Origin of the sequence: Janthinobacterium sp. SUN176 (genome assembly GCF_030587335.1) — a bacterium.
Classification (GTDB): domain Bacteria; phylum Pseudomonadota; class Gammaproteobacteria; order Burkholderiales; family Burkholderiaceae_D; genus Janthinobacterium; species Janthinobacterium kumbetense.
Window position 1 is genome coordinate 1,528,670 of the sequence record NZ_JAPWIA010000001.1, and the last position, 23,577, is coordinate 1,552,246.

The window sequence follows — 23,577 nt, forward strand, 5'->3', positions numbered from 1 at the left end:
CTGAGTTTTATGCTTGCCGGTATGGCAAGGCTTGCGTTTGCTCAATGTTCAGCCATCGGCGCTTCCAGCAGGCACGCCAACTGCGCGCGCATGTCGGCAGACATGCATTGCAGCAATTCACCGCGTCGGCGCGCATCGGCCCGTTTCTTCGATGGCACGTCGGCCAGGTCGGGCGCCCGGTAGGGCGCGCAGGGCAGGTGATAATTACCGTCGCGCATGCGCAAGGCATGCAATTCCTGCCATGCCAGGTCGTAATCGGCGGCGATATGGCGCCGGCGCCGCGCATTCAGGGCGATGCGGTTGTCATTGCTGATCAAAAACAGGTTATTGCAGGCAAAAAAATCGCCGAAATCGCGCAGCGCCGTCACCATCAGGTTTTTCGGGCGGCAACCGTGCAGCGCCCGCGTGGCCGCCTTCACGGCTTGCGCGCCCGCTTCCGAGCGCAAGCCTTGCAGCGCGCCCAGTTGCAGGGACACGCCATCGGCGCGCGGCAGGAACAGGAAGCTGGCCAGGTAGAACGGCTGGCCGTCGCGCGTCAGGCGCAGGCACAGTTCGCCTTCGCGGTAGCTGTCGTGGATGGCCGTCAGCTGCAAGCGGTACAGCGCCCCATCCTTGCCTTCGAACGCGGCCAGCACCACGGGCTGGCGCGCGGCCCGCTCGACCAGGGCGCGCGCCCCGGCTTGCCACAGGAAACGGTAATGGCCTTCCAGCAAGGCCAGCCTGTCCGTGCAACCGAGCCGGCGTGAGGCGTAAGGGCGGTAAATCTTGAAGCGCAAGCAAGGATGCAGCTGCGCCAGCGAGTTCAGGCCGGGCATGCTGCCCAGGAAAGCTTGCCAGCGCGTGCGCTGGCGGGGAAAGAAGAGGGCGCCCAGCGCCGCTTTGAGGCGGTGGCCGCTGGCCGGGTGCGGCACGGCGGCGCCGTGGTGCAGGGGTAAAGCGATGTCATTCATGATTCAGCCGGAAAAGGGCAGGCGCTGCACAATGAGAGCCTTGCCAATCTGAATGCTACGCGGGCCAGGTGAATTTCCTATTAAGATGCCATGCACACGGGCTTTAGAGGATGGCAACTAAACATTTGCCTTCTGGCAATATGGACAGTTATGCTCGCGGCACCTTCACTCCTGGACTGATGCCGCTCATGAATCACCGCCCATTGCTTGCCATTCCCATGCTCGTTGCCGCCCTGGCCGCCCAGGCGCAAGACCGCACGGCCGATCCCCTGGGGCCGTTGGCGCAATGCATCAACCGCAGCGAGTTCCAGTTCCGGCAGCAGGACCGCCTGCCCGCGCACGTGACGACGCGCAGCGTCAAGCTGGCGACGGGAGAGGGGCGGGTATCGGTGGCCGATGGCTATCGGCTGATGCTGTTCCGCAAGGGTAGCTTGCCCCTGGTGAACCTGAAAATCGAACGCAGCGCCGAAGGCAGGTTTGCCGCCGACCGCGACACCATCGTGGCGCAGATGCAGCAGATGGCCGCCAACAGCAAGGCGCCGCAATTAGTGTCGCTGGAAACGGACACGCGCCAGGGCGTGGAAGTGCTAGGATTAAACAATCCCAATGTCACGCAATCGGCGGGCATCATCAGTCTATACACCTTGCTGCATGCCGCCAGCGGGACGGTCGCCACCGCCTATCTGCTCAACCAGCCGGCGGACAAACGGGAATTCGCGACGGATGCGCAGTACCGGGCCTTGCGCGACCAGTTCATCAGCTCGCTGGCCGCTTGCATGGCCGATCCCGCGCCGTAAGGCAGGCGCACACAGGCACAGGCAAGCCAGGAAAGGAGATCACCGCCATGAAAAAAACAGAACCAGACACGCAGTCCCAGGATGGGGCGGTGAGCGCCGAGTCCGCTGCTCGCCTGATCGACGCGAAAATCGCCGCGCTGGCCGACTGGCGCGGCAAGACGCTGGCCACGGTGCGCGCACTGATACGCCAGGCGGACCCGGACGTGGTCGAGGAAGTCAAATGGCGCGGCGTGCCCGTCTGGTCGCACGCGGGCATGATTTGCACGGGCGAAACCTATAAACTGGCCGTGAAACTCACCTTCGCCAAGGGCGCCGCCTTGCCCGATCCGGCCGGCCTGTTCAACGCCAGCCTGGACGGCAACACGCGCCGGGCCATCGACCTGCACGAAGGCGCGCACCTCGATACGGCGGCGTTCAAGGCGCTGATACGCGCCGCCGTGGCGTTGAATACGACACCGAAACCCAAACGGACTCCGACTTGAGACATTATCTGTATCTGTGGCACGACCCGGCCGAGCGCATGCTGGTCGCTTCCGGCATCGAATTCAAGGATTTTCTCCCCAGCCTCGGCGAAGCTGGCGGCATCGTGCTGCGCAAGGGCAGCGCCGGGACGGCCAGGAAGCCGGCCGGCTACCAGACCCTGGCGCGGCAGCAGTTGCCGGCCCTGGCCCGGGAAGACCTGCACGCCTGCGGCAGCCATGCCTGGGCCGACTGGCGGGGCGCGGCGCCGCCGCCCCAGGATGCGGACGTGGCCGCGGCGCTGGCCTATCACGCCGCCGCGTCGCGGCGCACGGGGCTCGCCGCCCTGCAAAACCGCTTCCTCGCCTTTGCCCACGACGACGGCTGGTACCTGAAACTGTTGTATGCGGCCTGGGACGATGCAGCCGCTGTGCTCGCCGGCGCCATCCCGCCAGCGCTGGGCACGCTCGATCTGGATGCGCTACGCCAGGGGGGCGACGGTTACTGGCTGCAAGACGGCAGGCTCGAAGTGGAATTGAAAACCCACGATATCGACAGCGTGCTGAACCGCCGTTTGTGACCGTATAATGGCATTCCGATAACTGATACGCGCGCCCATGCTTCGTCCTCATTTCGCCACAGCATCGCCTCGCTTGCGCGCCGCCGCATGACGCCAGCCACGCTTCGGCCATTCGCGCTGGCGGACACGCCTTCCTGCGCCGCCATCCTGGCGCTGGCGGGGCGCGACACCTTCGGCCCTGTCGCCAGCGCCGCCGCTTTCACGGCAGCGACGCAGGGCGAAGAAATCCTCGTTGCCGAGCGTGACGGCATCGTCGCCGGCTTTGCGGCCGTGTACACGGGCGACGCGCCCGAGCATTTCCTGCACCATTTATATGTGCACCCGGCGCATAGCGGACTGGGCATCGGCACACAGCTGCTGGCCGCCGTGGCGGCGCGCTTCGGTCCCCGGCTGAGCCTCAAGACGCAGCTGGCCAATACGGGCGCGCGGCGCTTGTATGCGCGCGCGGGCTGGGTCGAAGACGCCGGCGATGGCGGCGTGGACATCCTCGGCGCGTGGATACGGGTGCGCTACCGCGCCGCACCGCCCGGGCGATGAAAGACCCTGGCGCCATCGACCCCGCCCTGGCAAGAATGATGGGCTGGTTCCTGATCCTGCTCGCCCTTCCCACCGCGTATTTTTCCTTCTGGCGCGCGTATGACAAGCTCGCCTCGCCAGCCTGGCCCGTGACCAGCGCCGAGATCGTGCGCAGCAGCATGTATCAGCGCACGGGTAAATCGCAGGACTGGTGCGTCAAGCTCAGCTACCGCTACAGCGTGGATGGCAAGGCCTACCGCAGCTCGCGCATCGGCGTCTCGCGGATAGGCAACGCCGGCTGCCACCGAGATCAGGCCGTCACGGCCTGGCGCCTGACCAGCATGGCGCCCGGTGCGCACATCCGCGTGCATTACCGGCCGCGCGACCCGAACGATACCGCCGTGTTCCTCGCCGGCCTCGATTTCCTCGATTATTTTGGCGTCGTGCTGTGGGTCGTCCTGTTCGTGCTGGGCATGTCGGAAGCGCGCAAGCGGGCGCCGCCAGCCGGGTCCGCTTTGCCAAACGTGGCATCCATGGCCGCGCGGTCATAGTTTTGCTCGGGCGGCGCGCCGATCTGCGTCAACGTGAAATGCGGTGCATATTCGCCCCCGTCGGCCGTCATCGGGCAGACGAAATAGCGGGGCAAGCCCTGATGGCGGGCGATGCCCGTCCTGGGGCTGTCGTAGCTATCCCAGGCCATCAGCACTCAAACCCGGCGTTGCTCCTTGTTGTCGCTTAGCAGTCCCAGCCTGGCCGCCATGCCGGCATTGTCGCGCAGCAAACCGTCGCGCTCCTGCGCCAAGGCTTCCATTTTCTGTTGCGATAGTTGCCCGTTTTCCGCCAGCATGTCGAGCTGGCGGTCTTGCGCGGCCAGCGCCACCTTGGCGTCGTTCAGCGCCAGCAGGGCCGTGTCGAGCTTGGCCAGCAGGGCGTCGGCGGACGCCGCCGCCTGCAGATACTGAAATTCGAATTGGTCGCGCTCGGGACGCACGGTCGCCAGGGCTTCGCGGTCTGCCGCGGCCTGGGCCGCCAGCGTTGTTTGCTCCGCCTGCAGCTGCGCCAGGCGCATGTCTTGATGCACCAGCGTCGCTTGCTGGCCTTGCAGGCGCTGCTGCAGCTGGGCGTTGTCCTGTTCCAGGCGACTGATCCGTTGCTGCGCCTGGGCCCGTTCCTCGCTGCGCTGGGCGGCCGCCGCTTCCTGGTAATGGTCGAACTGCGAACGCACCTGCGCCAGCTGGCGGTTCAGGGCGGCGATTTCCTCGCCCCGGTCGGCCAGGCGCTGCGTCAAGCCCGCGTTATCGCTGTGCAAGGTGGCCAGGGTGACGGCGCGGAAATGGTGTTCTTCCTTCAATTGCGCCAGCGCGTGCTGGGTGGCGCGCAATTCCTGGGTGAGGGCGGCGCGCGCCTCCGTCAGTTTCAAGCGTTCCGTTTCCGTCTTCTTCAGCTGCGCCAAAGCCGCATCGAGTTCGGCGCGGTTTTCCCGCATGCCCGTTTCCAGCTGCTGCGCCACGTCGCGCTGCTGCTTGTCGTACACGCCGCGCATCGCTTCCATCAGTTCGGCCGGCAAGCCTGATTCCGTTTTCACGGCGCCCACGCCCTGGAACTCTTCCTTCCAGCGTTTCAGCAGGGGAGCGATGGTGCTCTTGCTGCCAGTGCTGCCCAGCGCTTCGCGCACGCTGTCGACCGTGGGATTGCGCCCGTCGGCAGCGACGATTTGGGCTGCTTTCATAACATCAGAGTACAGAATGCCGGTGCGGGCCATGAAATCACCTATGAGCGAAATTTAGTAACGTATTACATGATACGTAATATCGCATAATATTACGATATAAATTTTGATCGTTTTTGAAAAATATATATCGCGATAAGGTCGCTTATCGCGGGTTATGGGGGTGGTTTGCATGGTATTCTGCGTATGTCCCAGTACACCAGCCCGATTTCAGCGATTCCATGCCCGATTTGCCCCTTTCCAAACGCCGCGCCGCCGCGCCCAAAAGCGCCGCCTTGGCTCCTGTGCCGTTACACGGCGCCCTGATCGATGCCGAGCTGGCCGCGCGCCACCAGGCGTTTCTCGCCGCCGCCACGTCCGACAACACGCGCCGCACCTACCGTTCCGCCATCCGCCACTTCCAGGTCTGGGGCGGGGCGCTGCCCGCCGACGAGTCCACCGTCATCCGCTACCTGCTGGCGTATGCGGACAGGCTGAACGCCCGCACCCTGGCCCTGCGCCTGACAGCCCTGTCGCAATGGCATGTGTACCAGGGCTTTACCGACCCGGCAGCCACGCCCACCGTGCGCAAGACCCTGGCAGGCATCGCCCGCCTGCATGGCAAACCGAAGAAAAAGGCCAAGGCCTTGCCGCTGGAAGACCTGGAGCTGATCGTCGCCAGACTGGCCGCGCTGGGCAGCGTCAAGGCCTTGCGCGACAGCGCCTTGCTGCAGCTGGGATTTTTTGGCGGTTTCCGGCGCAGCGAACTGGCGGGGTTGATGTTGGAAGACGTGAGCTGGGAGCCGCAGGGCATGGTGATCACCTTGCCCCGCTCGAAAACGGATCAACTGGGGGAGGGCATCGTCAAGGCGATCCCGTTCGGCGACGGCGTCTGCTGCCCGGCCACGGCCTTGCGCGCCTGGCTGGCCGCAGCGCACATCCGCACGGGGCCGCTGTTGCGCCCCGTCAATCAATGGGGCCATGTCAGCGCGAAAGCGCTGCACGCGAGCAGCATCAACACGATCCTGGCAGGCTGCGCCAGGCTGGCCGAACTCGATTACGTGCCCGAACTGTCGAGCCACAGCCTGCGCCGCGGCATGGCTACCAGCGCGCACCGGGCGGGCGCCGATTTCCAGGCCATCAAGCGCCAAGGCGGCTGGCGCCACGACGGCACCGTGCATGGCTATATAGAAGAGGCGGGCCGCTTCGAGGAAAATGCGGCGGGCAGTTTATTGAAGGCGAAGAAGAAACCGGCGGGGTGAGGGTGCCCGGCAAGACCTTGCAGCGGCCGGTCAGCGGATGCCCATGCGGGCGCAGCGCCCTGGGGGATTACGCAGGGGCTACGTCGACACGCTCAATTTCCAGCTCGGTGGCGGAGCTTAATTGCGCCGCAATGAGAGAGCTCATATCCACGTCCGCACCGCCATCGGATACGTCCGCGCAGGTATCGATAATTAGCTGAAAACAGTTGTCGCGCATCTCCCGCGTGTCCATATCCGGCGGTGGAGGCGCCAATAGCGCGATTTCCAGTCCAAGCGCGAAGGCGCGATACGCCGGATATTCCTCGTATTTCCCTTCCTCGTCAGGCGAGAACCTAATACCCAGTGCCTCAGCCAGAACGACAACAGTTGCTTCGAAGAACAGCGTTGGCCGAATGTTCAGACAAGCCGTAAAATAGCTTCCACTTTGACAATTGCGCATGCAACCTCTGGTATAAATTTAAAATAGATGATCTATTGTCATGTCACGTATGGACGCCCGCTCCTGGCCGGCTGAAGCCACTTCAAATGCCATACTTGTTGTGAACAGCGGCCTTAAGCTCAGCCTGCGGCAAGCCTCCTCGCCGCCAAAACTCAAAAAATACTCCAATGTTTCGGCGGAAGCGCCAATATCCATAGGATGCAAGACGCAGATGGCAGCTCTTATTTTCAAAACGTCGGGCTCGTCCGATTGATCGCGCCCTTCAATTGCCCGCCAGAGGCGTACACGCTCAGCAATGACTTCCTCAGCCATTGCCGCGCCGGTGACGTATCGATTCGCCACAGCTGCGGCTGATTTAGCAGCCTCAGGCAATTGTGAAGTCACTCTTCCTATCGCCTCAATCATGAATCGCTGAGCTAAAAATTGTTCCGCAGGGTCATCCAAGTCCACCGCAGATGCGATAGCATCAAAAAGTCTCTTATTCAACATTTGCATTAAGTTTCAGCGATTGCTCGGGGCTCACATCGGGGCCGCTTCTGGTCGGTTGCGGTCGGCGGCGATTATCGCCCCAAAGGAGACATCAGCTATAAAGGTCCGAAGTCGTTAGTCTGGGACTGGTGCGTTTTTCGCAGCCTTCTCGGCCCGGCGTTGTTCTTTTGCTTCCTGCTTGGCCACCTTGCTTAGCGCATGGCTTGCCTCGAGGCTTGCAGCCACGCGTTCCTGCAGTACAGGATTTTGAAGCGCCAGCACTGTATTCGGTTTTTTTATTCTCATTTGCTTCATCAACTCAAAACGTTCCAGTTCGCGCAGATCAAAATTCTCATATGTGTACCATGCTTTTTCTGAATTCGGGACACCAGGTCGTGGCCAAGGAAGATATTTTATTATTCTTTTTTCGTTGATAGAAATATTTATATAGCTTATGTAGTCGTAATATTTATCTAAATTTGGATTCACAAATTTATAAGTGTAGGAAGTTAAAAACTCTTCGTCTGGCGTTTGTGTTGTATATGCGTCACGGAAATTGCATTTTTTAAAATTGCAGCGACGACAGGAAATAAGAAGATTTTCCATGTTGAAGGTTAATCGAGGAAATTTATCTTTTTCGAGTACATGTTCTATATCGAGTACCATATTGTGCTCTCCCTTGATGTCTCTTCGACAATATGAGCAACAATATCCAGATTTTTCTTTCAGGTAACCTTTTATTTTTTCCTTTAGCGGCTTGAATTCGTCCGAATCCCAGAATTTTTCATCATATTCAATTTTATTGGCAAAAGAATTTATTTCTGTAATGAGTTTTTTAAACGAGACATTCTCCTTATTTTTCATTAATTATCCCCATTAATGTTTGCTTGTAGATTTTTACCACATTGCGCTGCTCCGGGTCAATGCAAGCCTTCTCAATTTCATCCATGAACTGTCCCGCGTCTTCAATAGTCATTTTTCTAGCACAAACAGCATTGACCGCGTCGATCAACATACCTGCCACGTACTGATTATTCTTGGGAATGACTTGAAATGCCGACCAAGATATGCCTTCCAAGCCTTCGTCCGCTGTGTCAATTTGATGTACCTGGCCATCTGGGTCAAGTCTGTAGGTGATTACATCGAATGGATAATTCTGGTCACCAGATAGCAACACTGGACTATGAGTCGCAACTACAAAGAACGGCTTTTCATACTTGAAGAAATGGTACAAGTTTTCGATATATTGAACCTGCCACCTTGGATGAAGGCTATTTTCCGGCTCGTCGATTAATACGACCGAATTTTCCTTGATCTTGGCACTCGCCCAGGCCATGGACGCAAGATAGCCGATCTCGCCTGAACTTGCAGCATCAAGATCAAAGTTGATAATTTTCTTGACACCATTCAGGGTTATGCATTTACGTAGAACGATACGAACCGGCCTACATACCCCTGCTGCGGTGATAGTTGCCTCGTTCTGCAACAGGCGAGGGACTATCGACGCGCCGGTCCTCGACTCGTTATTGTCATCGAGATCAATCCAAATGACCTTCGATTGATCATCCAACTCTTCCTTGACCGTATTCCTGATTTTTTTTACCAGGCTTTGCACTTCTTCGGAAAGCCGTGATTCCTCCAATCCTTCAGCAATATTAATTCCAGAAATTGCCAAGCCAACCGTACGCTCGTATCCCAAGCCCTGCAACACATCTCCGACTCTTCGCAAGCTTGTCGCGACTTCATTACGTGGCCTTTTCAAAGAATCTTTTATCGCATCCATTGCGTACCTGCTTCCATTCCGTTGTCCGAGACGCTGGGCCGACGTGGGATTCACGTTAAATTTATCATGCGGTGTATTGGATATCGCCATTACGTTAATATTGTGATCCACAACGGCGATATGTTCCGCATACCTTGCCAAGAACGAACTCTTTCCTACCCCGTTTTCCCCTATCAACACGACAACCGTCATCCCTTGTCCGCGCAAGGTATCGACCTCATTCAGCAACTCGTCTGTATTCATATACAAGCTTTCCGATTATTCGAGTGAGTTTTATCGATTATTATTTCGATCTAACAATACCTACTAATTGCTCAGTTCCGTAATTAATGTCACATCCCCCATATCCTGTCGATATCGGTTTCGAGAGCCCATCCATTTCTGAAAACTGTTCTTGGCTGAATTCGAAGGTACGTCAATGTACTCTCTGTGCTAATTACTCCTTGCAAAGTACAGGCCAACCATAAATTGTACGCCACATCTGCTCAACCGCAGATCGGCCCGTCTTGCTTCTGCTTAGTCGAAGAATCTTGTCTTTATCATCAGCGCTCAGGGTCTAATCATTTTCCAGATGCTTCATGACATATACGGAGACATGCCATTGGCTCGCGCTCAAGGGATACCGGGTAATCCCGAGGGCCCCTGTAAGTGGGTTATCGACCGCAAAGTGGGAGCGAATTCGAGCTAACACGTTTTTCTCATGTCCGTTGTATACTACATTGAGTTGAGATTTATGTTGACACAAATAGTCACTGAAAATCTCAATATTCGTTGTAGCTACCTTCCCGAAATCACATCCCCCGCCGGGCAGGTCTATCGGCCGTTTAAGGCTCCGTATATCGTCGAGCGCTAAGTCCAGTTCAAACCAATACCACCCCGAACACTCACGTCCTTTCACCCAATGATCGGCCCGAATCGCATCGAACCAATCTTTCTTAAAAGTATCATGAACCCAACCTTCCTTGTTGTGAAACGGCAAACGAAGGCGTTGATTCCAGCAGTGTCGCGCTATGTCACCGATATCCATGCGAAATTCGAAATCCTAAAAAGTTAGATTCTGCAAAGTTAGCAGGACCTATTGGAATATGTCAGAGGAGTCGGCAGAGTCGAAGGCGAACGTCCGCTGCTGGCCGGTTGCCGTTGTCGGCAGGTTCCGCTCCATTGCGGACAACCCTAATTCGTGTCAAACGCCAACTCTTCGAAGTCTTGGAGTAAATGTGCACCGAAAATAACTTCACCACTCCGATAGGCCTTGAGAGAGTCATCACGTTTTTCCCGCCAGTCTAAGGGGACCGAGCAAGCTTTCAAAACAGACTGGTGACGGCTTGGTATCGTAGTTTTGGCGCTCATCGAAAGCCTCCTTATGGCCGATAGCGGACAGCCAAAATGGCGCAGTGTATGGCATTGTTGCTCTTTTGAAAAGTGGAAGACAGGAAAGTGATTTTACGAAGCGTTCTTGGACAATGCTTTGATGAAATGAATGCGCTCGCTGACGGGATCGCCAAAGTGCTCCACCAGTCGGATCTGATAGCCATTGAGGATCAGCAAGCGCAGCATGGCGGGATAGCGGTTCATCGATTTTACGGTGATGGCCGCAAAGCCGTGCTCGCTGGCCCAGGCTTCCTGGGCTTCCAGCAGGCGCTGCGCCAGGCCCGTCTTGCGGTGCGCGGGCAGCACGCCGCCGAGCCAGCTATACAAGGAGCCATCCTCGGCGGCATAGCCCAGCTTGCAGCCGACGGGCTGGCCGTCAGCTTCTGCGATCAGCACCAGCGCGCCGGCGGGCAGGCGCTCCTGCAATTGCGCCAGGCTGCGCCGCTGGTCGAATTCGGGTATCGCCTGCAGCACCTGCCAGGCTTCCGCAATGGTGCCTGTGCGTATCATGCGGCCGCTTGTTCCCGCTGGGCCGGGCGGATGATCATGCAGGTGGCCGTCGCGTGCGCATACACTTTACCGGCTTCGTCGCGGATCGTGCCTTCGGAAATGACCAGGTTGCGTCCCGCATTGATGACTTTGCCTTCCGCGTAGACCGTCACGTTGAAGGGCAGGGGGCGGCACATCTTGATGTTCAGGTCCGTCGTGCCGTAGCTTTCGCCGGCCGGCAAGACCGTGTGCGTGGCGCAACCCGTGACCGTGTCGAGCACGGTGGCGGCAAAACCGCCGTGCACGCCGCCCATGGGATTGGTGTGGTTTTCATTCGCCGTCGCCGTGAAGATGACCCTGCCGTGCTCGATCGTGTGGGCGTCCATCGGCATGGTCTTGGAAATGCCGGGCCGGGGAAACAGGCCTTGCGCGAAAGCTTGCATCAGTTGCAAGCCGGTCATGTCGTTGGGGTGCATGGTAACTCCTGTGGGGTGAGGGTTGGGTTAAACGTCTTGCCGATTAAATGTCTTGCTGGAAACGCAGGCGCGAGGCATGCAGCAGGAAGCGGGCGACGACGGCCAGTTCTTCCTCGCTGAAACCTTGCTTCAGTTGTTCATTCAGGCTGTCGAGCAGGGGCAGGGCGGCGGCCAGCACCTCGCCGCCTTTGGGCGACATGTGCAGGGTGCCGGCGCGCGCGTCGAGCGCCGACTGGCCGCGCACGATGAGGCCGTTTTCTTCCATGCGCGTCACGAGGCCCGTGACGGCCGAGTTTTTCAGCTGCAGCGCCCGCCCCAGATCCTTCAGTTGGCAGCCTTCCTCGCCCTTCAGGGCAAACAGGGCGACAACCTGCGTGCCGGAAAATCCCAGTTCGCTGGTGAAGACCGCATCGGCCGAGCGAAACAGGTTCTGGCGCGCCAGATTGAGCAGATTGAACAGGCGCGGCGAACGCTCGCCCAGCGGGCAGGCGGCGGCATCGGGTACGTCTGGGGTGGGGGAGGTATTGGTACGCATGCGAAGTATACTACTACGTATGCGTAATAAATCAAGCGTCTATTGTCAGCCGCGTGTCAGCCGCGCTGGTGGCGCCCGACATAGCGGGCGCGGGGCCGTATCAGGGCCCCACTGGCCGCCTGCTCGGCCGCATGGGCGATCCAGCCGGCCGAGCGGGCCAGCGCAAATACGCTCATGCCCGCGCCCTCGGGCCAGCCGAGCGCCAGTTCCATGGCCGCCAGCGCCAGGTCGGCGTTCGGTTTTACTTCGAGCAACTCGGCCGCCGTGGCGCACGCGGCCAGGATGGCGTGCAGCTGCGGGTATTCGCGCGACATCGCGGACAGGCTTCCCAGCAAATATGCGGCGCGCGGGTCGCCGTGCGGGTACAGCGGGTGGCCGAAACCGGCGAATTCCGGCGCGATGGCTGTGTAAAAGGTAGCGATGGCAGCACCGGCGTCAGGCGCGGCCAGCGCCTGCGTCAACATGCACCTGGCCGCCGCGCTGCCGCCGCCGTGCTTGTCTCCGGACAAGGCCGCCAAGCCCGCGCCCAGCGCGGCCGGCAGGCTGGCGCCCGTCGAGGCGACGCAGCGCACGGCAAACGTCGACGCATTCAATTCATGATCGGCCAGCAGCACGAGGGCGGCGCGCAGCAATTCAGACTGCTGCGCGTCCGCTTGCCACGCCTGGGCCAGTTGCTGGTGCAGCGGCATGGCGGACGGCGCCGTTTGCAGCAGGGCGGCGGCCAGGATGCGCATCGCGGCGGGGCCGGATTGCAGCGAGTGCGGCATGTCCGCTGTCGTCAGCATGGTCATGGCCAGCATGGCGCGCGCCAGCGGCGGCGCGTCCGGCGCGCGGGTCAATCCTGTCGGCTGGGCAGGCGCGTCTTGCTGAAAATAGTCACTCGCACCATCGTCCCACAGCAGGCTGGCGGTCATTTCCAGCGTCGCGTGTCGCGCCAGCGCCGCCGCATCGCAGCCGCGATACAGCAAGCGGCCATCGAGGATGTGGGAAATGCGCGTCTCCAGCACGGGCAAGCCCCAGTGCATGGCGGCCACGGCCGTCTGGCCGCCGCGCTTGGCGTCATTTTTACGGGCCGCCAGGCGCAGCACGTCTTCCTGCGGATAGCGCTTGCGGCGCGACGCACCGTTGCTGACGGAAGCGAGCAAGCCCCGGCTCACATAGGAATACAGGGTGGGCAGGCTGACGCCCAGCAGGCGCGCCGCGTCAGGAGCGGACAGATCGTTGTTCATGGCGGCCATTGTAGCGTTTGTCACTTTATATTGATTCATGGAATCAAGATTGACGGGCCGGGCCACGCGTCACTAGACTCATGCCTTTCCAGGAGTTTCCATGAGCACCTTTGCCATACGCACCCTGCGCCCGGACGACGCCGCGCCCTTGTTGGCCTTCGAACAAGCCAACCGGGCGTGGTTCGAGCGCCATATCGACCGGCGTCCGGACGCTTTTTACAGCATCGACGGCATCCACGCGCACGTCGCGCAATTCCTGGACGAGCATGCACAGGGGCGCATGCACCCCTGCGTCATCGTGGACGAATACGGGCAATTGATCGGGCGCGCCAACCTCAAGGACATTGACCGGGAGCAAGGCGTAGCCGAAGTCGGCTACCGCATCGGGGAACAGCAGGCGGGCAAGGGCCTGGCCACGGCAGCGCTGCAGTACCTGATTGGCCTGGCGCAAGACGAATGGCGGCTGGCCAGCCTGTGCGCCTACGCCATCGATGGCAATGCGGCGTCGATCCGCGTGCTGGAACGCTGCGGTTTCGCGCAGGGCGTTGCCGTGCCCGATATTGCCATCGTGGAAGGCAACGTCGTCGATGGCCACCGGTTTGCGCTGGAATTGCGGGCGGCTGGGGTAGACTCTGCCCTATGATAAATATGAAAAGTTGTCAGATATGAATCAAGAAACCTCAAAACGCATCGTCGTCATCGGCGCCGGCATCGTCGGCGCATCGCTCGCCTACCACCTGGCCAGCAAGGGGGCGCAAGTCACCGTCGTCGAGGCGGGCGGCATCGCTTCCGGCGTGACGGGCACCTCGTTTGCCTGGCTTAACGCGTCCTGCGCGGGGATGGACCCCATCGCGGCCCTGCGCGGCGGCGCCATCGCCGCCTGGCGCCGGCTGGAAACGCAGGTGCCCGGCTTGGCGGTGCGCTGGCATGGCGCCTTGTCGTATGGCACGCAGGATGGGCGCGTTTCTCCCTCGTGCATGGTGATCGACCGGTCCCGCATCGCCCAGCTGGAACCGCAGCTGCGGCAACCGCCGGAGCAGGCGCTGTACGAACCGGAGCAGGGCGCCCTCGACGCCGTCGCCGCGACCCACGCCTTGCTGGCAGCGGCCCGGGCGCTCGGTGCGACGGTCCGCACGCACACGCCCGTGCTGGGTTTTGCCGTCCAGGATGGGAAGGTGAGGGGCGTAGAAACGGCCGCTGGCGTCATCGATGCGGACGTGATCGTTCTGGCGGCCGGCACCGCCACCGCCGCGCTGGCGAAGCAGCTGGGCGCCAGCCTGCCCATCCACGCCTCGCCCGCCATCTTCCTGCGCTACCAGGCGCCGCCCGGCGTGGTGCGCGGCATTATTTCCAGCCATGCCATGGAAGTGCGGCAAGACGAAGACGGCGCCATGCTGGCGGCGGAAGATTATGTGGACGACGCGCCTGAAAACCAGCCGGCCGCTATGGCGCAACGCACGGCCAGCGCGATCCGCAGTGAACTTGAGGGCGCCGAGGCCATCACGCCGGAATTCGCCTGCATCGGCCTGCGCCCCATGCCCGTCGATGGCGTGCCCATCATCGGCTACTTGCCGCAGGTCGAAGGCGCGTACGTGTGCGCCATGCATCCGGGCGTCGTGCTGGCAGGCATCGTGGGTCAGCTAGCCAGCGGGGAAATCGTCGATGGACAGCCAGCGTCAGCCCTGGAAGCTTGCCGGCCCGCGCGTTTTCAGGCGTAAATGACGTGAAGACCCCGTGCCGCGCCGATTCCTACGGCACGGGCACGACAAATACGGGCAGGATGAACGGCGGCGCCTCTTGCGCATCGCCTTCCTCCGACGGGGCCTGCATGAAATGCTCGTTGCGCCAGTCCCCGTTCACCACTTGGTCGGCGATCAGCGCCAGATCCTGCGTTTCGCGCACCTCGCAGCGAAACGGCAGCCGGCCATGCGAGCGCGACACAAGGCTGAAGCGCAATTGGCGGCACTGCGCATCGTGCCAGCAATAGAACAGCATTTCCTCGCCAGCGAGCGCGCTGCGGCGTGCTGCGATCACCTGGCGGATGAATGCAACGATATCCGCCGCTTCTATCTGCGGCGTTTCCTCGTCCGTGGGCGAAAAGCTCCACATGTTCTCCATCGCTTCGCGGTTGATGTCGTCGGCATCAATGAACACCTCATCGTCTTGCGCCATTTCCAGCCATGCATTGACTGTCCTGCAATTCATCATGTCGTCATGCATCCCATGTTTTAAAAGCCGTCCATACCGAGCGCCATGCGCCATGCGGAAGTTTGGCCTGCATGGAAAGTGACAGTCCGCCGTCGCCCATACGATCGCCTGGCTTCCATTGTTTATTCTTCAGATTAAGTGCCCGTGCTCTTCCCATGTCGACAGTTTTCATGTCTTTGATGTCATAGCCGACTTCCAATACGGGATGCAGCACCTCTCCATTAGCTGTCAAATATAAAGTATCGACATGGACCTTGGGTTTGTCAAAACGTTCGTAAAGCCTTGTTGCAGCGGATTTAAAACCCTGGCCAATGGCGATGCTGATGGTCGTTGGACCATTGCAGCCCAGAAGCGCGGCAAGCGCCCAATAATCATGGTCAGCAGTGACAAGCCTGGCCAAACAGCGTTCTATCCATGCCGATTCATCAGTTCTGAATTCTTTCCAGTATGGAGAAAATGAATTCTGCAGGTAGCCGACTTCGTGCAGCGCCCCGACCAGGTTAATCTGCTTGTCCACGCAGCCAATATCGTGCAACAGATGGGCTGCAGCTGCGGCGACTGCATACTCGCCTTTGGCCATGGCCTTATCTTCGAGTTTTTTCAGTTTGGTGTTAATACTCATTCTTTTCCTGGTGCGGACGATACCGCGCTCGTTGTGATTGCTGGCGTCTCTCGGAAGCGGGGACTGCGTTGATCGTCGTCGCGTGGCCCGCATTGGCGCAAGCTTGAGCGAACGCGACTAAAGATACGCCGGTCGCCAACGCTCCATGCCTTCCTCGTCATCAAGCCATTCTTTTTTATCAATAAACCATTGCTGGTTTTTAAGACCAAATGTATATCTGTATCTATTCTTGAATCCCGAAGTCTGCTGCGTGGAAATGACAGCTTTACTTCCTGAGATGCATGAATTTAAAAATATTTCGGTGGGTGAGTATTCAGGAGGATCGCTGCAGAGCAATGACATCTGGCGACCTTGTTTTCTTTCTTTTTTGGTGCAAAAGCAATCAAAAATAGCATCAAGATCCTGCTTCATTTTTTCTTTGAGAGTAATCAGCCCTTTCTCTCGCACCTCGGGGTAGTAATGAAGTTCCCAACCATTCATGGCCAGAATAAAATCCTTCAATACATTTTCCACATCAACTATTTCAATACTCATCATTTCCCTTGGCTAGCAAATGTCGCTAGTGTTAATAAAGATGCCAGCGCCCGTCATTTCATGCTGCCATCTTTGATCATTCAAGTTCAGACCATTCAGGATTGTGCCACACCTCGACCTTGAAGCTCCGCCTCCTTGCCGTGCCGGATCAGCACTCAGGAACTGGCTTCTATTTATCATAAAAGCCTCAACATTCCTGCACTGACTTGCATGCACTCACCCCCTCGGCCCATCCAATAGCAACTCTGCCAACCTGGTCGTCAGCCACAAACTCGTCTCGCTGAGCTTCTTGCCGTGGATCGATAAGCGCCGCACGGGCAAGCGCGACAAGGCCAGGGGACTTCCTGAGTTGTGGCTTCCCGCTGATTCACAGCAAAATTCTCGGCTGAATCGGGCTTGCGATGACTGCGACTGCAAAGCGTACTCCGTCGAAAAGTAATTCTTGAATTCAGGCCTGGGAAGTACATCAATGCTCAGCTCAGCTTCACCCGACTGCGGATTGCGGATAGACCATTCTAAAACCATGATGCTGAGATTGCATTTTAATGCATAATCCTTGATGGAAATTCTCCTGAGTCAGATCATCCACAATGCAGTGCAAGTTAACACCAGGTGGTTGAACGATCAATGTCAGTTGATAACTTAGGATTTCCTCATTCTCCGCGGAGTAATACGTTTTCATTGCCTTGTTTTTTACATATGCTCCGGCTTTTCTCAATGCTTCATTAATCAGGTATGTTATATTATCGTCCAGCGTCACATCCAAATTGTCAGGACCATTATATTTGCATAGTATTGAAATTGGAAATTCCACCGCTATTTCAACTTTTCTTGCATGGTCGCAGTCTATTTTCATTATTTCATGTCCTGCTGGAAATTTAATTTTAAATAACTTTGGCTAATATCAATGGCTTGAATAAAATGCTACAACTCAAAGGCTGGCGCCGACTCAAGATGCTGCGCGGCAGGGAATGCCTGTACCCGATAGCGCACTGGATAGCAATCGACTTCCTGCATCAGTTCACCGCAGATGGCCAATGCATCATTCCATGCCAGCATCTTGGTGGTGCTTTCGCCGCCGGCATCGTCAAGCTCCACCATGGCCACTACATCAGTGCGCGGCAGCAGCGTGTTGACACCGCGGGTCCAGCTTGCCGCAGATGTAACGCGCTGGCCATCTTTTGACTTTATCAACATGCAAGTGGCCACGAAAATATCCTCTCCAATGCTGTCGTTGACCCGATCCCACTGCTCTTTCTGCAGCTCGTAGTGATGTGCGCGCATTAACTGTTGAAAGTGCGCCAAGGCTCCGGCCACGGCCGCGTCCGATGGCTGGAACACGACGATTTTTCCCTGTTCAATGCGATACATGGTGGCCGAGACCAGGCGTCCCTCGTCCTGCACCAGCTGGTCGGCCAGGGAGATCATGCGCAATTGCCCCGCTACATTATGTGACGATGCCAGCAGGAAACGTCCACGCGAGGGAATCATCGCCAGCGGTTCGGCGTCTTTGCAGACGCGACTCAGCAAGTCAGGCAGCAGCAGGCGCGATGAATCATAGTCGTCCTGCCATTCGCCCATCAGCAATCCATCGCCCAGATCCGTAAAGCTGTACGGCGTGCATTCGCGCAGATTGTCCATGGCCGCCGTCAGCGCTGCATCGAACGTCACGCCCCATTGCGCCAAGACGGCCTGGCCGACGATTGCCATGTGCGAGTCTGTGTTGTAGGCCAGCATGATGATCGTATCGTCGTCCAGTGAGCGGTAGGCATCGTTCACTTGCTGGCGCTCTGGCTGGGTCAGCGCCACCAGGCGCAAGTAGTCGCCTTGTGCCCGGCTGCGTACCACCGGCATCAGGCAGGGTTTGGCTTCGGCAAAGCTGGCAGGCAGGCCGGGCACGACCATGCTGGCCAGATAGTTTTGCAGCACTTGCGCACGCATCTTGCGCGGCGCGGCGCAATAATCGTGATAGGCATTATCCAGATTGAAGATATGCTGACTGTTTTCACCCATTAGAATGCGAAACTGCTCCGCATCGTAAATCAATTTCTGTACCTGGCCGTCGGCGCGCGCTTGGCGCATGACTAGGGAGGCAAAAGAATCTGGTGAGGGACGCGTTCGGAAAAAATCGAGTAGATTCATGGAATTTTTAATTGAAAGATAAAAAGATCATGGCGGATTATAATCGTGATTAACAATGATTGTAATGCGCACTGTTCTTTCAATAAACGGGATAAATTCAAATTATATTGTCATGACCAAGGCCAGTGAATTTGTCGATCAATAGTGACTTTGTTGCACAAATAAACTCAGTGACTGCTTAAAAACTTCGTAGCAACTTTCCAGCCAAAGCATCTTTGATGTTTTGGGGCGAGTGGCGATGTGGACGCAAGTCTATCGAGTGCTTACGCTTCCAATGTTCTGTATTAACTACATGACCTCACCCCCGCGGCCCATCCAGCAACAACTCCGCCAATCTGGTCGTCAGCCACAAACTCGTCTCGCTGAGCTTCTTGCCGTGGATCGATAAGCGCCGCACGGGCAAGCGCGACAGGGCCAGCGCAGGGCAGGGCACTTCCTGCAAATAACCCTTGTAGTTGTCATAATTGGCGATGTTCAGGGGCAGAATTGCCCAGCCCAGCTCGTCCGCGACCATTTCCGCGATGCTGTAAAAACTGTCGGAAAACCAGACGGCGGGGCTGAACGCGTGTTCGCGGTTCAGTTCTGAATCCATGATCAGCTGGCGGTAGCGGGTCAGCTCGTTGCGGCTCACTTCCTGGCCGTGGGCCATCGCGTGGCCTTTGGCCACGAACACGCCTTGCGCCACGCTGCCGATGTGCTGCTGCTCCAGCACGGGGGAGATGGGGCCGCGGTCGAAGTGGAAGGCCACGTCCGCTTGCTGCTGCTCCACGTATTGCGCCACTTCCGACGCCGTGGCGTTGAGCATCACCAGTTCCAGCGCCGGGTAGCGCGCCGCCAGTTCCTTCACCAGGGTGCTGATGGCCAGGTAGGGCAGGGCTTCGTCCAGGGCCAGGGTCAGCTGCGCTTCCGGCGCCTCGCTCAGCAACTGGGCGCGCAGCTGCAGCCGCTCGGCCTGGCGCAGCAGTTCGCACGCTTCCAGGTGCATCACCTTGCCCGCTTCCGTCAGCACGGCGCTGCGGCGCGAACGGTCGAACAGTTCCACGCCGAATTCCGCTTCCAGCAAGCCGATCGAGGTACTGACCACCGATTGCGCGCGGCCCAGCCGGCGCGCCGCGCCCGAGAAAGAGCCGGCCGCGACGGCCGCCTCGAAGTAGCGCATTTGTTCCAAAGTCCATTGCATGGCATCCACCTATCTGTTTTACAGATGGATTTTAACTTGAATGCCATTCAGGGGCGACATAAAATGCATTTACATTTTCAACAACACGAGATCCGCCATGAAAAACGCTCAAGCCCATACCCCCGCCATCAGCTTCAGCTGGTGTCACGACGCCACCGCCGAAGACGCGCTGTGCCAGCTCTACCTCGACAACGTCAGCGCCGACTACATCTCCCATTCGGAGCTGCAGGGCGAGCGTGCCGATGCGCCGGGCAACTGGCGCGCGGACTTGCCTGAGGTCATACGCGGCGAAATCCGCGCCGCCCTGTCGCACGACTGGGCGCATGGCGATTCGACCCTGCTGGCCGTCGCCACGTCTGGCGAGGCTATCGTCGGCATGGCCTTGGTTTCCATCGACACGCGCCAGCGCGCTTCGAAATCGTTCGCCGCGCTGGACGACCTGGTCTTGCTGCCTTCCGTGCGCGGCAGCGGCATCGGCAGCCAGCTGGTGGAGTGGGTAGCGAGCGAATTGCGCAGCCACGGCATCGCCCGTTTGTTCCTCGAATGCGGCGCGCACAACCTGACGGCGCAGACCTTCTTCCAGGGACGCGGCTTCAAGCAAGTGTCCGTCGTCATGCTGCGCGAACTCGACGCGCCGGAAGTGACGGCCGCCGTGGATGACAAGGATGGCGATCGTGGCTGACGCCCGCCGCCCCCGACCAGCCCAGGCCCGTGGCAGCCTGGAACGTAAATATTTGCGCAGCACCAAATTCATCCATACCGACAGTTGTTAAAAGCTACACTAAAATCCATGAGTTGTTTATGCATCCAATGAAAAAATGGCTGACGCTGGCCATCGTCTCCAGCGCCTTGTTCCTCATCGTGGTCGACATGACCGTGCTCTACACCGCCTTGCCCGCGCTGACGCGCGACTTGCAGGCTACTTCCTCGCAAAAACTGTGGATCATCAACGTGTACGCGCTGGTCGTCTCCGGCTTATTGCCCGGCCTCGGCACCCTCGGTGACCGCTTGAGCCACAAACCCGTTTTCCTCGCCGGCCTGGCCGTGTTCGGCGTCGCCTCGCTGTGCGCCGCGTTTTCGCCCGCGCCGGAGTGGCTGATCTTTGCCCGCGTGCTGCTGGCCATCGGCGCCGCGCTGATGATGCCGGCCACCTTGTCCATCATCCGCCTGACCTTTACGGATAACCGCGAGCGCTCGTTCGCCATCGGCGTGTGGGCGGCCATCGCCTCGGGCGGCGCCGCATTCGGCCCCGTGCTGGGTGGTTTCCTGATGGAACATTACTGGTGGGGTTCAGTCTTCCTGATCAACGTGCCCATCGTCCTGCTGACCCTGGTGCTGGCCGCCGTCGTCCTGCCGAAGCGGGCCGGTAACCGCGACAAGCCGTGGGACTTGAAGGGTTCGCTGCAAGTCATGATGGGCCTGCTTGGTGGCGTGTATGCGATCAAGGAGCTGGGCAAGTCGCAGCCGTCGTATGCGCTGGCCGCCGCCTCGTTCGCCGTGGGCGCCTTCTTCATGCTGAAGTTCGTGCGCCGCCAGAAGCGGCAAGCCAGGCCGCTGATCGACTTCGCCCTGTTCCGCGAACTGCCGTTTTCCAGCGCCGTGGCCGCCGCCATGGTGGCTTCCGCCGCCCTGATCGGCATGGAACTGGCACTAAGCCAGCACATGCAGCTGGTGCGGGAACTGTCGCCGCTGGAAGCGGGCTTGCTGCTGTTGCCGTTGCCGCTGGCATCCGTGTTTGCCGGCCCGTTGACGGGTTTCATGCTGCCGCGCGCCGACAAGGCCAAGGTCTTGTGGGGTTCCTTGCTGGTGTCCGGCATCGGCATGGCGTCGTATCTGCTGCTGCATGACGCCGCCGTCTCGGCCCAAGTGGCCAGTCTGGTGATCCTGGGCCTGGGCCTGGGCGCCGTCATGACGGCCGCGTCCAGCGCCGTGATGCTGAACGTGGCCCCGCAACAGGCCGGCATGGCCGCCTCGATCGAGGAAGTGTCGTACGAACTGGGCGCCGTGATCGGCGTGACGGTGCTGGGCACCATCTTGTCGGCCGTCTACAGCGCCACCCTGGTGATCCCGGAAAGCGCGGGCCTGCTGCCAAATGCCCATGACACGCTCGACGCGGCGCTGCTGGCCGCCGAGCAATTGCCGGCCGAACTGGGCTTGCAAGTGTCGGAACTGGCCCGTTCGGCCTTCGACAAGGCATTCATTGTCGTGCTGGCCACGGCTTCCGCCATCCTGATGGCGGCCGCAGCCACCATCCGCCACCTGCATCTGCGGGCGCGCCGCGCGGTCTGATCGACCGCCCCTTGGGTGCTGGCGTCGCCATGAGCGGCGGCGCCAGCAGGATTCGGTTCTGGAAGAATAGTCAGACGCATCATTACCAAACACCGGCCCAACGATGTGTACAGTGTGTTGCGTTGACCGATTGAATCCGTAGTCAGAAGCAGTCATTCGCGTTGACGTGACAATGTGTGACTTTTCACGCTGGGTAATTCGTTATGCTCACGGGCCGCCGGCGGCGAGAAGCGATCCTTCGTCGTTGCACAGCCCAAATCCACAAAGAAAACAAGCATATGCCTACAGAAAACGCTCCCTTTCGCCCACCAGGCGATGAGGAAATGAGGTCGACCCAGGACCGTTCAAGGGTTGTTTTTCATTCCGGCTACCACGTGGCGCGGCTGTGAACGAATATCCGCTTAACTCCCTGGACGATGACGACTCAGCTGGCTGGTCCGCCATCGACGCCAGCCTCGCGTCGCTGTATGGCGAACAGAAGCCCCAGCATATGGGCCCGCTTATTAACTACCGCCTGGGCGGGCCGGACCCGCTGGACGGTATCAGCGCCTATTACCGCGCGCATCCGGTGCCGCATTGGCATTACGTGACATTCGGCTTGTCGGAACTGTATGAAAAAGTGCAGGAAGACGAACAGGTGAGCGGCTATGGTTTCGAACTGACTTTCCGCTTGCGGGCGATAGAGGGTGCCGCCGAGGCGCCAAAGTGGGTGTTCTCAATGCTGCAAAATCTTGCGCGCTATGTCTTCAAGACCGGAAACGTCTTCAGGCCGGGCGAATGGATGACGGCCAACGGCCCGATCGCTCTCGGCACTGCCACCAGGATTTGCTCCATAGCGATGACGCGCGACCCGGAGCTACCGGCCCTGGAAACGCCGAACGGACACCTCGAGTTCATCCAGGTGGTTGGCCTCACTTTGGAAGAAGAGTCTGCGGCGAAGCTGTGGTCGCCGCAGCATGTGCTGGATACCTTCCTGCCCCGCATGCCGCTGTGGATTACCGACCTGGAGCGCGGTTCGCTGATGGACGACCCGGCCCTGGCCGCACAAGTGAAGGCCGGGATGGAGCGAGACGGCTCCGGGAACGGCTTCATGTACACGGAGGTGTTGCGCGTTGAGCAGCACAAGCGCCTGCTACGCGCGCCGCTGACCGAAGTGACGCTTGGCGCGCGCCAGGTAGACGAACTGTGCTCCCTGCTGCCGCTGCGGATTCCATTCGGGCGGCCCTTCACGCTGGCCGGGCGCGACTGGCAGCTGCAATTCGAGCCCGGCGAAGCGTGCAGCGTCACCATGCGCGACGGTAGCGTTGCGATCACCATGACGCCCGCATGCGCGCAGGACTTCGCCCGCACCATGCGTCCGCAGGCCGGCCGCTACCAGTTGGACCTGCTGCCGACCGTGTCGTGGATCGTGCAACAGACTTCCATCCGCGACGCCGACGGCAATATCGTCACCACCATCGGCTGAGCGCTGCGCCATGCAGAGCAAGCCTTGGCGGCCGGTAGTTGCAGGGCGAAAGTGTTTGCACGCGCGGCGCGTCGA

The 23,577-nt window shown here is 59.4% G+C and carries 28 protein-coding genes; 11 read left to right on the top strand and 17 right to left on the bottom strand.

Features of this window, described 5'->3' with window-relative positions; translation table 11 throughout:
* Nucleotides 1-41: 41 nt before the first annotated feature.
* On the bottom strand, nucleotides 42-950 hold the full coding sequence (locus tag O3299_RS06730) for a DUF535 family protein (RefSeq protein ID WP_305061865.1): 909 nt from the start codon (nucleotides 948-950) through the stop codon (nucleotides 42-44).
* A gap of 188 nt (nucleotides 951-1,138) precedes the next feature.
* Here O3299_RS06730 and O3299_RS06735 point away from each other — a divergent pair, with 188 nt between their 5' ends.
* From O3299_RS06735 to O3299_RS06755, 5 genes are all read left to right on the top strand, one after another.
* Nucleotides 1,139-1,747 (top strand): hypothetical protein, encoded by a 609-nt coding sequence (locus O3299_RS06735; protein ID WP_305051929.1) that lies wholly within the window; start codon nucleotides 1,139-1,141, stop codon nucleotides 1,745-1,747.
* A 47-nt stretch (nucleotides 1,748-1,794) separates the two neighbouring features.
* The gene (locus tag O3299_RS06740; RefSeq protein WP_305051930.1) at nucleotides 1,795-2,229 is read left to right on the top strand and encodes a DUF1801 domain-containing protein; all 435 of its coding nucleotides are present in this window, start codon (nucleotides 1,795-1,797) and stop codon (nucleotides 2,227-2,229) included.
* Nucleotides 2,226-2,786 (top strand): hypothetical protein, encoded by a 561-nt coding sequence (locus O3299_RS06745; RefSeq protein WP_305061866.1) that lies wholly within the window; start codon nucleotides 2,226-2,228, stop codon nucleotides 2,784-2,786. The genes O3299_RS06740 and O3299_RS06745 overlap by 4 nt, the downstream gene beginning before the upstream one ends.
* A gap of 87 nt (nucleotides 2,787-2,873) precedes the next feature.
* Nucleotides 2,874-3,323, top strand: a complete 450-nt coding sequence (locus tag O3299_RS06750) for a GNAT family N-acetyltransferase (protein WP_305051932.1) — start codon at nucleotides 2,874-2,876, stop codon at nucleotides 3,321-3,323.
* On the top strand, nucleotides 3,320-3,853 hold the full coding sequence (locus O3299_RS06755; protein ID WP_305051933.1) for a DUF3592 domain-containing protein: 534 nt from the start codon (nucleotides 3,320-3,322) through the stop codon (nucleotides 3,851-3,853). The genes O3299_RS06750 and O3299_RS06755 overlap by 4 nt, the downstream gene beginning before the upstream one ends.
* Before the next feature lie 155 nt (nucleotides 3,854-4,008).
* On the opposite strand, the gene O3299_RS06760 is transcribed toward O3299_RS06755, so the two are convergent.
* Nucleotides 4,009-5,031 (bottom strand): DNA-binding protein, encoded by a 1,023-nt coding sequence (locus tag O3299_RS06760; RefSeq protein ID WP_305061867.1) that lies wholly within the window; start codon nucleotides 5,029-5,031, stop codon nucleotides 4,009-4,011.
* Nucleotides 5,032-5,252: 221 nt separating this feature from the next.
* Between O3299_RS06760 and O3299_RS06765 the strand changes: the two genes are divergently transcribed.
* Complete coding sequence (locus O3299_RS06765) at nucleotides 5,253-6,272, top strand: site-specific integrase (RefSeq protein WP_305061868.1); 1,020 nt, start codon at nucleotides 5,253-5,255, stop codon at nucleotides 6,270-6,272.
* Nucleotides 6,273-6,339: 67 nt separating this feature from the next.
* Here the strand turns inward: O3299_RS06765 and O3299_RS06770 are convergent, their stop codons facing one another.
* The 9 genes from O3299_RS06770 to O3299_RS06810 form a co-directional block, all read right to left on the bottom strand.
* Nucleotides 6,340-6,711 (bottom strand): hypothetical protein, encoded by a 372-nt coding sequence (locus O3299_RS06770; RefSeq protein WP_305061869.1) that lies wholly within the window; start codon nucleotides 6,709-6,711, stop codon nucleotides 6,340-6,342.
* A gap of 18 nt (nucleotides 6,712-6,729) precedes the next feature.
* The gene (locus O3299_RS06775; protein WP_305061870.1) at nucleotides 6,730-7,206 is read right to left on the bottom strand and encodes a hypothetical protein; all 477 of its coding nucleotides are present in this window, start codon (nucleotides 7,204-7,206) and stop codon (nucleotides 6,730-6,732) included.
* Nucleotides 7,207-7,314: 108 nt separating this feature from the next.
* Entirely contained in the window at nucleotides 7,315-8,043 is a 729-nt protein-coding gene (locus tag O3299_RS06780) for an HNH endonuclease (protein ID WP_305051938.1), read from the bottom strand.
* Nucleotides 8,033-9,205: an ATP-binding protein gene (locus O3299_RS06785; RefSeq protein ID WP_305051939.1), complete on the bottom strand. Its 1,173-nt coding sequence runs from the start codon at nucleotides 9,203-9,205 to the stop codon at nucleotides 8,033-8,035. The genes O3299_RS06780 and O3299_RS06785 overlap by 11 nt, the downstream gene beginning before the upstream one ends.
* Before the next feature lie 313 nt (nucleotides 9,206-9,518).
* Complete coding sequence (locus tag O3299_RS06790; protein ID WP_305061871.1) at nucleotides 9,519-9,989, bottom strand: hypothetical protein; 471 nt, start codon at nucleotides 9,987-9,989, stop codon at nucleotides 9,519-9,521.
* A gap of 416 nt (nucleotides 9,990-10,405) precedes the next feature.
* Nucleotides 10,406-10,843, bottom strand: coding sequence for a GNAT family N-acetyltransferase (locus O3299_RS06795; RefSeq protein WP_305061872.1), 438 nt, complete (start codon nucleotides 10,841-10,843; stop codon nucleotides 10,406-10,408).
* Nucleotides 10,840-11,298 (bottom strand): PaaI family thioesterase, encoded by a 459-nt coding sequence (locus tag O3299_RS06800; protein ID WP_099668007.1) that lies wholly within the window; start codon nucleotides 11,296-11,298, stop codon nucleotides 10,840-10,842. Before O3299_RS06800 ends, O3299_RS06795 begins: the two co-directional genes overlap by 4 nt.
* A 43-nt stretch (nucleotides 11,299-11,341) precedes the next feature.
* The gene (locus O3299_RS06805) at nucleotides 11,342-11,833 is read right to left on the bottom strand and encodes a MarR family winged helix-turn-helix transcriptional regulator (RefSeq protein WP_305059564.1); all 492 of its coding nucleotides are present in this window, start codon (nucleotides 11,831-11,833) and stop codon (nucleotides 11,342-11,344) included.
* Between the two features lie 56 nt (nucleotides 11,834-11,889).
* Nucleotides 11,890-13,086, bottom strand: coding sequence for a citrate synthase (locus tag O3299_RS06810; protein WP_305061873.1), 1,197 nt, complete (start codon nucleotides 13,084-13,086; stop codon nucleotides 11,890-11,892).
* A 76-nt stretch (nucleotides 13,087-13,162) separates the two neighbouring features.
* Here O3299_RS06810 and O3299_RS06815 point away from each other — a divergent pair, with 76 nt between their 5' ends.
* Both O3299_RS06815 and O3299_RS06820 read left to right on the top strand, forming a co-directional pair.
* Nucleotides 13,163-13,705, top strand: a complete 543-nt coding sequence (locus tag O3299_RS06815) for a GNAT family N-acetyltransferase (RefSeq protein ID WP_305061874.1) — start codon at nucleotides 13,163-13,165, stop codon at nucleotides 13,703-13,705.
* Between the two features lie 22 nt (nucleotides 13,706-13,727).
* Nucleotides 13,728-14,780, top strand: a complete 1,053-nt coding sequence (locus tag O3299_RS06820; RefSeq protein WP_370385266.1) for an NAD(P)/FAD-dependent oxidoreductase — start codon at nucleotides 13,728-13,730, stop codon at nucleotides 14,778-14,780.
* Between the two features lie 31 nt (nucleotides 14,781-14,811).
* Here O3299_RS06820 and O3299_RS06825 read toward each other — a convergent pair whose 3' ends face one another.
* From O3299_RS06825 to O3299_RS06850, 6 genes are all read right to left on the bottom strand, one after another.
* Nucleotides 14,812-15,270 carry a hypothetical protein gene (locus O3299_RS06825; protein WP_305061875.1) on the bottom strand — a complete coding sequence of 153 codons (459 nt, stop codon included), beginning with the start codon at nucleotides 15,268-15,270 and terminating at the stop codon, nucleotides 14,812-14,814.
* 4 nt (nucleotides 15,271-15,274) lie between these two features.
* On the bottom strand, nucleotides 15,275-15,892 hold the full coding sequence (locus O3299_RS06830) for a hypothetical protein (RefSeq protein ID WP_305051947.1): 618 nt from the start codon (nucleotides 15,890-15,892) through the stop codon (nucleotides 15,275-15,277).
* Nucleotides 15,893-16,009: 117 nt separating this feature from the next.
* Nucleotides 16,010-16,429: an NTF2 fold immunity protein gene (locus O3299_RS06835; RefSeq protein ID WP_305051948.1), complete on the bottom strand. Its 420-nt coding sequence runs from the start codon at nucleotides 16,427-16,429 to the stop codon at nucleotides 16,010-16,012.
* Between the two features lie 481 nt (nucleotides 16,430-16,910).
* Nucleotides 16,911-17,282 carry a hypothetical protein gene (locus O3299_RS06840; RefSeq protein WP_289897929.1) on the bottom strand — a complete coding sequence of 124 codons (372 nt, stop codon included), beginning with the start codon at nucleotides 17,280-17,282 and terminating at the stop codon, nucleotides 16,911-16,913.
* A 68-nt stretch (nucleotides 17,283-17,350) separates the two neighbouring features.
* Nucleotides 17,351-18,568, bottom strand: coding sequence for a hypothetical protein (locus tag O3299_RS06845; RefSeq protein ID WP_289897928.1), 1,218 nt, complete (start codon nucleotides 18,566-18,568; stop codon nucleotides 17,351-17,353).
* A 298-nt stretch (nucleotides 18,569-18,866) separates the two neighbouring features.
* A complete protein-coding gene (locus tag O3299_RS06850; protein WP_251348762.1) occupies nucleotides 18,867-19,748 on the bottom strand; it encodes a LysR family transcriptional regulator in 882 nt (293 codons plus the stop codon).
* 97 nt (nucleotides 19,749-19,845) lie between these two features.
* Here O3299_RS06850 and O3299_RS06855 point away from each other — a divergent pair, with 97 nt between their 5' ends.
* The 3 genes from O3299_RS06855 to O3299_RS06865 all read left to right on the top strand — a co-directional run bounded on the left by O3299_RS06855 (nucleotide 19,846) and on the right by O3299_RS06865 (nucleotide 23,502).
* The gene (locus O3299_RS06855; protein WP_305061876.1) at nucleotides 19,846-20,430 is read left to right on the top strand and encodes a GNAT family N-acetyltransferase; all 585 of its coding nucleotides are present in this window, start codon (nucleotides 19,846-19,848) and stop codon (nucleotides 20,428-20,430) included.
* A 128-nt stretch (nucleotides 20,431-20,558) separates the two neighbouring features.
* A complete protein-coding gene (locus O3299_RS06860; RefSeq protein ID WP_305062950.1) occupies nucleotides 20,559-22,037 on the top strand; it encodes an MFS transporter in 1,479 nt (492 codons plus the stop codon).
* Between the two features lie 385 nt (nucleotides 22,038-22,422).
* Complete coding sequence (locus O3299_RS06865) at nucleotides 22,423-23,502, top strand: suppressor of fused domain protein (protein WP_305061877.1); 1,080 nt, start codon at nucleotides 22,423-22,425, stop codon at nucleotides 23,500-23,502.
* The last annotated feature ends 75 nt before the right edge of the window (nucleotides 23,503-23,577 follow it).

Excerpts from the sequence above, each read along its gene's own strand:
- O3299_RS06730 (WP_305061865.1), bottom strand. The coding sequence starts at position 950 with ATGAATGACATCGCTTTACCCCTGCACCACGGCGCCGCCGTGCCGCAC.
- O3299_RS06735 (WP_305051929.1), top strand. The coding sequence starts at position 1,139 with ATGAATCACCGCCCATTGCTTGCCATTCCCATGCTCGTTGCCGCCCTG.
- O3299_RS06740 (WP_305051930.1), top strand. The coding sequence starts at position 1,795 with ATGAAAAAAACAGAACCAGACACGCAGTCCCAGGATGGGGCGGTGAGC.
- O3299_RS06750 (WP_305051932.1), top strand. The coding sequence starts at position 2,874 with ATGACGCCAGCCACGCTTCGGCCATTCGCGCTGGCGGACACGCCTTCC.
- O3299_RS06755 (WP_305051933.1), top strand. The coding sequence starts at position 3,320 with ATGAAAGACCCTGGCGCCATCGACCCCGCCCTGGCAAGAATGATGGGC.
- O3299_RS06760 (WP_305061867.1), bottom strand. The coding sequence starts at position 5,031 with ATGAAAGCAGCCCAAATCGTCGCTGCCGACGGGCGCAATCCCACGGTC.
- O3299_RS06765 (WP_305061868.1), top strand. The coding sequence starts at position 5,253 with ATGCCCGATTTGCCCCTTTCCAAACGCCGCGCCGCCGCGCCCAAAAGC.
- O3299_RS06770 (WP_305061869.1), bottom strand. The coding sequence starts at position 6,711 with ATGCGCAATTGTCAAAGTGGAAGCTATTTTACGGCTTGTCTGAACATT.
- O3299_RS06775 (WP_305061870.1), bottom strand. The coding sequence starts at position 7,206 with ATGCAAATGTTGAATAAGAGACTTTTTGATGCTATCGCATCTGCGGTG.
- O3299_RS06780 (WP_305051938.1), bottom strand. The coding sequence starts at position 8,043 with ATGAAAAATAAGGAGAATGTCTCGTTTAAAAAACTCATTACAGAAATA.
- O3299_RS06785 (WP_305051939.1), bottom strand. The coding sequence starts at position 9,205 with ATGAATACAGACGAGTTGCTGAATGAGGTCGATACCTTGCGCGGACAA.
- O3299_RS06790 (WP_305061871.1), bottom strand. The coding sequence starts at position 9,989 with ATGGATATCGGTGACATAGCGCGACACTGCTGGAATCAACGCCTTCGT.
- O3299_RS06795 (WP_305061872.1), bottom strand. The coding sequence starts at position 10,843 with ATGATACGCACAGGCACCATTGCGGAAGCCTGGCAGGTGCTGCAGGCG.
- O3299_RS06800 (WP_099668007.1), bottom strand. The coding sequence starts at position 11,298 with ATGCACCCCAACGACATGACCGGCTTGCAACTGATGCAAGCTTTCGCG.
- O3299_RS06805 (WP_305059564.1), bottom strand. The coding sequence starts at position 11,833 with ATGCGTACCAATACCTCCCCCACCCCAGACGTACCCGATGCCGCCGCC.
- O3299_RS06815 (WP_305061874.1), top strand. The coding sequence starts at position 13,163 with ATGAGCACCTTTGCCATACGCACCCTGCGCCCGGACGACGCCGCGCCC.
- O3299_RS06820 (WP_370385266.1), top strand. The coding sequence starts at position 13,728 with ATGAATCAAGAAACCTCAAAACGCATCGTCGTCATCGGCGCCGGCATC.
- O3299_RS06825 (WP_305061875.1), bottom strand. The coding sequence starts at position 15,270 with ATGATGAATTGCAGGACAGTCAATGCATGGCTGGAAATGGCGCAAGAC.
- O3299_RS06830 (WP_305051947.1), bottom strand. The coding sequence starts at position 15,892 with ATGAGTATTAACACCAAACTGAAAAAACTCGAAGATAAGGCCATGGCC.
- O3299_RS06835 (WP_305051948.1), bottom strand. The coding sequence starts at position 16,429 with ATGATGAGTATTGAAATAGTTGATGTGGAAAATGTATTGAAGGATTTT.
- O3299_RS06840 (WP_289897929.1), bottom strand. The coding sequence starts at position 17,282 with ATGAAAATAGACTGCGACCATGCAAGAAAAGTTGAAATAGCGGTGGAA.
- O3299_RS06845 (WP_289897928.1), bottom strand. The coding sequence starts at position 18,568 with ATGAATCTACTCGATTTTTTCCGAACGCGTCCCTCACCAGATTCTTTT.
- O3299_RS06850 (WP_251348762.1), bottom strand. The coding sequence starts at position 19,748 with ATGCAATGGACTTTGGAACAAATGCGCTACTTCGAGGCGGCCGTCGCG.
- O3299_RS06855 (WP_305061876.1), top strand. The coding sequence starts at position 19,846 with ATGAAAAACGCTCAAGCCCATACCCCCGCCATCAGCTTCAGCTGGTGT.
- O3299_RS06860 (WP_305062950.1), top strand. The coding sequence starts at position 20,559 with ATGAAAAAATGGCTGACGCTGGCCATCGTCTCCAGCGCCTTGTTCCTC.